Genomic DNA, 7495 nt, shown 5'->3' on the forward strand with positions numbered 1-7495 from the left:
AGTAATTAACATTCATTCCCTAATGTAACACTTCCAGCAGAGAGGGGAAACTTAAATCATGAATGCAAGAAAAAAAGACTAGTCTCCACAGCGATTGCGGCTATTATGGCCGTATCCGTTCCCGTGTCAGTCATGGCACAGGATGGAGCGAAACAAGCAGCACCATGGTATCAAGATGGAGTACAGACACTCATAACGAAGGGAATTGTTGACAAAGGGGTGCAACAAAATCAAGCAATTTCTGTTAAAGATTTTATCCGTTATGCGGTAGTATCGCTTACCTATCAACATGGCATCGATCCGATGAAGGTTGCTTCCGAGAAAGGGTGGTTGAAGGAAGGAGAATTCACTTCCGTTGACGCTCCGATCAAACGCGGCGAGATGGCACGCATGATGGTGCGAGCACTCGGCAAGGAACAGGGAGAAACGAGCTTAGCCGAATATGCGACAAGCGCCAAGGCACTTGGGCTCATTCAAGGGAATGCAGATGGAAGCTTACACGAAGATCAGTCAGTGACTGTAGCTCAAGCGGCTGTTGTGCTTAAAAATTACAGCAATAAAATGCTATCAACGATGGACGACAGAGGTGTGTCACAAATTTCCGTGGAAGACTTCTTTCGGAGTCCGGGCAGCTTTGGGTATGAGCTTTCTCCAGATGGCAAGTATCTTTCTTATGCGGGTACTTGGGAGAACCGTTCCAATGTGTTTGTAGAGAAAATCGGAGAGAAAAGCGAGCCTATTCGCGTGACAAGCTCAAAAGATCGCGATATCGCCGGCTTCTTCTGGAAAGGCGATAACATTCTATATCGCAAAGATAAGGGCGGAGATGAGAATTTCCATATTTATTCGTCCACTTTTAATGGCAATAAGGAAGTGGATTTGACCCCTTACGATCAGGTCAATGTTCAACTCGTCAGCGAATTATCTGGTGTGAAAGACGAAATTCTGATCTCGATGAATAAAGAAGATGCTGCTATCTTCGATGTATATAAATTGAATGTAAAGACAGGGGAAACGAAGCTGATCGCCAAAAACCCAGGGAATATTATGGCATGGGTAGCTGATCGCCAAGGCAAGATTCGACTCGCTACTGAGAGCGACGGTATCGTAAGTACATTGTTGTACCGCGATACGGAGGAAGAAGCGTTCAAACCGCTGGCTAGGTTAAATTTTGGGGATACGATAAATCCGCTTGGTTTCTCGGCAGACGGTAAATCGATCTATGCGGTCTCCAATAACGGTCGGGATAAGACGGCGCTCGTCAAGCTGAATGTAAAGGGTAAGGAAGAAGTTCTGTATCAGCATCCGGAAGTTGACGTGACTGGAGCATTTTACGACAAAAATCAAGATAAAATGCTGGCGGCTATCTATGTGACAGATAAAACGCATTTGGCGTTTTTCGATGATAAATTCGAGGCGATGTACCGCAAGCTGCAGCAGAAGCTTGGCGTCAGTGAAAGTGAAATCGGGCTAAACGATTATAACGAGGATATGACGAGGCTGATCGTTAGTGTTTCGAATGATAAGACTTACGGGATGTATTATTTGTACGATAACGTATCTGGTGAGTTAAGATTCTTAGGTAATATGAGTCCGTGGCTTAAACCAGATCAGATGGCTGATATGTATCCGATCTCTTACAAGAGCAGAGACGGATTAACGATTCACGGTTACTTAACATTACCGAAAAATAAAAAGCCTCAAAACCTGCCAATGATCGTTAATCCGCATGGTGGGCCGTGGATACGTGATATGTGGGGCTTCAGCCCGGATGTACAATTGCTCGCAAACCGCGGGTATGCCGTACTTCAAATGAATTTCCGTTCATCCATGGGGTATGGGAAGTCCTTTATGGATGCAGGAAATAAACAATGGGGATTAAAAATTCAAGATGATATTACTGACGGTGTGAAGTGGGCGATTCAGCAAGGGATTGCTGATCCGAAACGAGTTGGTATTTATGGCATATCGTTTGGCGGATTCTCAGCCTTGACGGGCATTACGAAAACGCCGGAATTGTATGCTGCTGCTGTTGATCATGTAGGTATAACGAATATGTTCTCGCTCTTGGGAACGGTTCCACCGTATTGGGAGAACATGAGAAATCTCTATAACGAACGTGTCGGCAATGACGAAAAGGACAAAGAAATGCTGAAGGAAGTTTCGCCGGTGTTCCACGTCGATAAGATCGTAACACCATTATTCGTGGCTCAAGGGGCGAATGATCCGCGGGTGAAAAAAGCAGATTCCGACCAATTTGTAGAAGCACTCAAAAAACGCGGCGCGCAAGTGGAGTATATGGTCAAGGATAATGAAGGACATGGCTTCACTAACGAAGAGAACTTGATCGATTTCTTCAGTACAATGATCAAGTTTTTGGATAAATATTTGAAGCCGCAGAGCAAATAAGGTATCCATAGGCGAGGAGCATGGCGTAGCCATGAAGCTGAGAGAAGGCTACAAGCGTATAGCAATTCGAGTTACCGAACGAGGTGTTTATGTAGAACATACTTTGTCAGAACGCCGGAATCAATGGAGAGCGCCCGCAAGGTTGTGGGCGTCCTTTTTCTTTTTTTTATGGGCATTTGCTCGAACGGAAATGCAGGTATTGCGCTAACGGAACACAGTAGAGAAGCAGAATGCTTTCGCTATGTGTCATATGACATGATGTTACTGGCGGATATGACATCGAGAGCCGTAGACTATCATGACTACTTGCAAAGGATGTGGGCTCTTTGATGACAAGAAACGTCGTCAGTTTTATTCAAAATGGCTATTTCCTGTTATTCACCTTCGTTACTGGGGTATTTTACTTTTTCTTTTATCTTGTTGCGCTTACGCTAGGATTCAGTCTTTCGTTTACCGTTGTAGGCATTCCTCTGATTACTCATGTTCTGCAAACGACGTCCACCTTTCTACAATTTGAACGCATACAGACCAAGATCTATACGGACGTTACCACAGCACTGTGCGTTAAACACATAAACACTGATACCTCCATCTGGCTCCACGCAAGGAGGGAGATGCTGAACCGGCGCAATTGGATCGCTATCTTCTGGTTGATGCTAAAGTTTCCGATAGGGATTGTAAGCCTCATCCTTACGGCCTTTCTTTATGTACTTCCACTCGCGATGATTGTCATTCCGTACTTGTTTCCGTTTATCAACATTTCCTTTATGGATGTTCCAATAGACAATTTTGCAAAATCTGTGCTGGTATCGGCCGTAGGCGTTGCATACATGATGGCGAGCAGTAGGCTTGCAGGCTCCTTGACACGAATGCTAGGTCACTACACCCGTCTTATGATGAATAGCGTGAACCGCTAGAAGGCATGCCTCGATTTTGCCTAAAAAGTATCGTTGGGTGGTGGTGTACTCTTTTATAATTACGTAATTTTAACTGAAAGCTCTGAGGGGTTGATTCATAATGTTCGATATGGTGAAGCGGTGGTTCTGGTATGACTGGTTCATGCTCATGATCCGATTGATTTGCGGTAGTTTTCTTTTTTTCACAATCGTTGAGCGAGCAGCTTATTTCACGTTGCCGCTATGGGGTCTTGTGATTTGGCAGATTGTCTCTTTTTCTGTTCCTTGGCTGTGCTTACAGCTCAATTATACATACTACTTGTTTACAGAGATCGTGATCTCGGGCGGATTGTGCTTGTATTTAGCTTCCTTCTTTCCGGAGGCTTATCTCTCGTTCTTGTTGTATGCATTTTTAATTGCCGCTAACAGCGGTCAAAGAGCCTATCTCTGGACGGGGCCTATATCTGTTATATTCGTACCCGCCAATATTAAATTGCTTGAAGAGCAGAGTGATTTCTGGCTCATGACCACTCATGTTGGAATAGCGTATGTGTTCGGTTTTTCCTTCCATTTATTGATGGTTAGTCATCGTCAAGGCGAGATTATCCGGGAGCAAAATGGGGTGTTGGAACAGTACTTATCGCAAGTCGAGCGTATCACTTTGGCTGAGGAACGAAGCCGGCTCTCCAAAGAGCTCCATGATACCGTCGGCCATGCTTACACTTCCCTTATTATGGGGTTGGAAACCTTGCGGCCTGAGCTAGCGACCGAGACAGGAATGGAACGGCTAGATACCATGTTGAACTTAGCCCGTCAAAATATGGAGGAAGTAAGAGGATATGTGCATCAAATTGAATCACCGCAGGAGGCGCTCCCGCTGATTCAGTATTTGCGGAAACTGGCCGAGGAGTTTCAGGAGCATGCGAAGGTAGCGGTTCGTTTTCAGACCTTTGGTGAGGAATATCCAGTAACGAAACAAGCGAAGACAGCGCTGTATCGCTGCTTGCAGGAATCGCTCACGAATGCTGTGCGTCATGGACGCGCGAAGGAGATTACCGTATCAATGAAGTTCGAGCCTCAGCAGACGAGGCTGGAAATTCAAGATAATGGTCATGGAATGGAACAAGTGCAGGATGGCTTCGGCTTAAACGCCATGAAAGAGCGAGCGTTGAATTTGCAAGGTCATGTTGCTGTCTATACCCAATCGGGTGAAGGCACCCTCGTTACCTGCACCTTGCCGCGGCAAATGGAGCTTAAAGATGAAGTCATCCGCCTGTTAGTCGTCGATGATCAACCCTTTATTCGTGAAAGCTTGCGGACTCTTTTGGAGGAGCAGCAGGATTTACAAGTTGTAGGGACAGCTGAGGATGGCGAACAAGCCATTGCGCTCTGCAAGCAGGTTCAACCTCAATTGGTTCTTATGGATGTGGACATGCCAAACATGGACGGGATCACCGCATCTCGTACCATTAAGCAAATGTGGCCTCAGATACGTATTCTGATTCTTACTACGTTCGAAGATACTAGACAAGCCCTGGAGGCATTGCAAAGCGGAGTTGACGGATATTTATTAAAATCCATCAAGCCGGCAGAACTTGCTGAGACGATACGCACGGTTTATCGCGGAGGTACCTTGATCGATCAAGAGATGTCAAACAAATTGTTCGCACAGCTGGAGGCGGATAAGACTAGAGACGATACGTCGCCAACCCAGATGGGAGCTGCCTATGATTTAACCTCACGGGAGATTGAAATATTGCAGTTCGTATCGAAAGGTCTACGATATAAAACAATTGCTTCCAAATTGTATTTATCCGATGGTACGGTTAGAAACTATGCATCATCGGCCTATATGAAGTTGGGAGTTCGCAACCGGGAGGAAGCGGTGCAAAAAGCACTAGAGGCCGGGCTGCTGGAATAACCTTATCGCTCGCTGTAGAATGCCGCTGGACACGGCAAAACTAAAAACAAGCGGCAGCATAGGCAGCCGCTTGTTTCTTACTATATAAGCCCTTCAACTTGGCTAGGGTTCATGAATCGGATCAATTAGTGACGGATGGGTAAAGTATAGTAATTAAATGCTTGATCCAATAAGGCACTAGCTTCTTGACGTTTCAAAAGCTCTTTTGAATGGAAGTTCACGGAGCCATCAGAATTAACCTTAGTATCCGGGTCCATGATCCCTTGGGATATAAGCGCTTTAATGGATTCTACAGCCCAAGCATCCGTTTTTCCATTCAGTTTAACCTTCTTTTTAGGCTCTACCTGTTTCAGGTTTTGGATCATTACCGCCGCCATTTGTCTAGTGATCGGAGAATTAGGATTAAAATTAGGCAGTCCGGCTACCATCTGCTTCTTATTGCCTTCAAGCATGAAAGGCTGTTTATGCCACCCATTGGCGCGAAGTAGCACTTCTGAGAATTCAGCTTGAGTCATCGTTCCTTTTGGATCAAAGATATGGGCAGACTTCCCGCTCATGACTTTCAAAGCGTTAAGATTGTTAATATACGGTTTATACTTACTGCTCGCAGGTACATCAGAGAATGGTGAATCAACGTTAACTTTCTCTGCCATTGAAGCTGCCTCTGGCATATTTACAATATACATATATGCAATTTTGCCAGCTGCGTTTTTCGTAAACGGCACTTTATTACCTGATTCATCTTCGAACAGCGTAGGGCTGATCATTTTCAGCGTATGCTTGCCTGAAGGTGTTTCCGAAACTAAGTGCCCGTTCGAATAAGAAACCTTAGTTCTAAAAGCATTAAAACGCATGTTTACATATAATCCGACATACGCTTTGGCTTGCTGCTCACTGAGTGCCGAATAGGTTGGCGTTACCTCTTTCTTTTTTGGATAATAGTGATTCATAAATGCTGTATACACGTCCATGCTAAACGGGACGTTGTCGTCATTATTGGACATATAAAAGGCTACTTTTTTCTCAGGCAGAATAACAATCAGGGATGAATGCCCTGTAACATTCCCTCCTTTTAGAATCACATGTTGACCATTCATCTTCTCACGGAAGTAGCCTTCGAACCCGATTGTTGTAATAGGAAGCGTTTTATCAGCAAAATACTGGTAGGTGTGCATTTGCTCTATGCTTTTTTGGCTCAGAATTTCTTTGCCATCATACTTTCCTTTATTCAGATGCATGATGAGATACTTCGCCATGTCATCTGCTGTTGAGATCATACCACCTTCAGGCTTCTCTGTAGGTATAGTTCCCTCCATAGCGATCAGTTCACCCTTCGGTCCATAGTGAGCAGCCATTCTGCCTAGTAGTTCAGGCGTATGCCGCACACTCGTTGAGGTCATGCCTAGCGGGCCCAAAATGTTTTTCTCCATATACTTAGAATAGGGCATCCCCGAGACGTTCTCTACCGCATACCCCGCTAGCAAAAACCCAAAATTGTCATAAACGTAAGCTTCTCCCGGAGGCCTCACAACCGTTGGCATATGTGTTTTGAGAACATCCTTTAATGGATATTCTTTATTAACATATTCCGGTGAATAATACGAACTGATATCGGGCTTATCAAATCCGGTTGAATAGGTAAGCAGATCATACATGGTTAGCTTTTTCCCCGTCTTATTCGGAATCTTGAATCCTCCTAAGTACTTTTGAATGTCGCCATGTAAATCGATTTTCCCCTTATCGACCATCTGCATAGCAGCCAAGGCCGTGAATTGCTTGGTAACAGAGCCGATCTGAAATACGGTGTCTTTATCAACGGGAATCTTCTTTTCTTTGTCGGCATAACCGTAACCTTTACTTACTAACACTTTCCCATCGGCTACGAGCGAGAAATTAGAACCGACTGTGTTATGCTTCTTCATCATGTCCTTAAAAACGCTATCTGCAAATGCTTCTGCCTCCTTGGCATCGTGGGGCCCCTCCAAGCTAGAATTTACAGGTGCATTAGTTGTGGCCATTGTTGCGGCAGTTGCCTGGCCGCTAGCTGGCATCCATGCGGTCGTTGCCATAGCGGATAATAGCAGAACCGCGATGGTGCGAGTCTTTTTGTTCATAAATGGTCTCTCCTCAAAATGGTTTTGCCTCATAACAACCGGCTGATCCGAGTATGGCAAAAGGCTTGTCATATCAACAAGTTTCATTTCGTCACCCTAAATATCAAGACACTTCAAAGTGTCATATGACAATTAGGCACTAGGATTTATGACCG

At 44.9% G+C, this 7495-nt stretch carries 5 protein-coding genes; 4 read left to right on the forward strand and 1 reads right to left on the reverse strand.

The features are described 5' to 3' along the window. Window positions 1-105 precede the first annotated feature (105 nt). From AZ66_RS24455 to AZ66_RS24470, 4 genes are all read left to right on the forward strand, one after another. A complete protein-coding gene (locus AZ66_RS24455; RefSeq protein WP_044357257.1) occupies window positions 106-2409 on the forward strand; it encodes a S9 family peptidase in 2304 nt (767 codons plus the stop codon). Between the two features lie 31 nt (window positions 2410-2440). Next, window positions 2441-2617, forward strand: a complete 177-nt coding sequence (locus AZ66_RS33070; RefSeq protein WP_231587031.1) for a hypothetical protein — start codon at window positions 2441-2443, stop codon at window positions 2615-2617. A gap of 121 nt (window positions 2618-2738) precedes the next feature. After that, entirely contained in the window at window positions 2739-3326 is a 588-nt protein-coding gene (locus AZ66_RS24465; RefSeq protein WP_044357260.1) for a sensor domain-containing protein, read from the forward strand. Between the two features lie 100 nt (window positions 3327-3426). After that, window positions 3427-5226, forward strand: coding sequence for a helix-turn-helix transcriptional regulator (locus AZ66_RS24470; RefSeq protein WP_044357261.1), 1800 nt, complete (start codon window positions 3427-3429; stop codon window positions 5224-5226). Window positions 5227-5351: 125 nt separating this feature from the next. Here the strand turns inward: AZ66_RS24470 and AZ66_RS24475 are convergent, their stop codons facing one another. Then, window positions 5352-7340 (reverse strand): serine hydrolase, encoded by a 1989-nt coding sequence (locus tag AZ66_RS24475; protein ID WP_044357262.1) that lies wholly within the window; start codon window positions 7338-7340, stop codon window positions 5352-5354. Window positions 7341-7495: the final 155 nt, after the last annotated feature.

Source organism: Paenibacillus sp. E194, from assembly GCF_000935845.1.
Classification (GTDB): Bacteria; Bacillota; Bacilli; order Paenibacillales; family Paenibacillaceae; genus Paenibacillus_B; species Paenibacillus_B alvei_B.

What these genes read in the sequence shown, in the direction of transcription:
- AZ66_RS24475 (WP_044357262.1), bottom strand. Translation starts at nt 7,340, where the DNA reads ATGAACAAAAAGACTCGCACCATCGCGGTTCTGCTATTATCCGCTATG.
- AZ66_RS33070 (WP_231587031.1), top strand. Translation starts at nt 2,441, where the DNA reads ATGAAGCTGAGAGAAGGCTACAAGCGTATAGCAATTCGAGTTACCGAA.
- AZ66_RS24455 (WP_044357257.1), top strand. Translation starts at nt 106, where the DNA reads ATGGCCGTATCCGTTCCCGTGTCAGTCATGGCACAGGATGGAGCGAAA.
- AZ66_RS24465 (WP_044357260.1), top strand. Translation starts at nt 2,739, where the DNA reads ATGACAAGAAACGTCGTCAGTTTTATTCAAAATGGCTATTTCCTGTTA.
- AZ66_RS24470 (WP_044357261.1), top strand. Translation starts at nt 3,427, where the DNA reads ATGTTCGATATGGTGAAGCGGTGGTTCTGGTATGACTGGTTCATGCTC.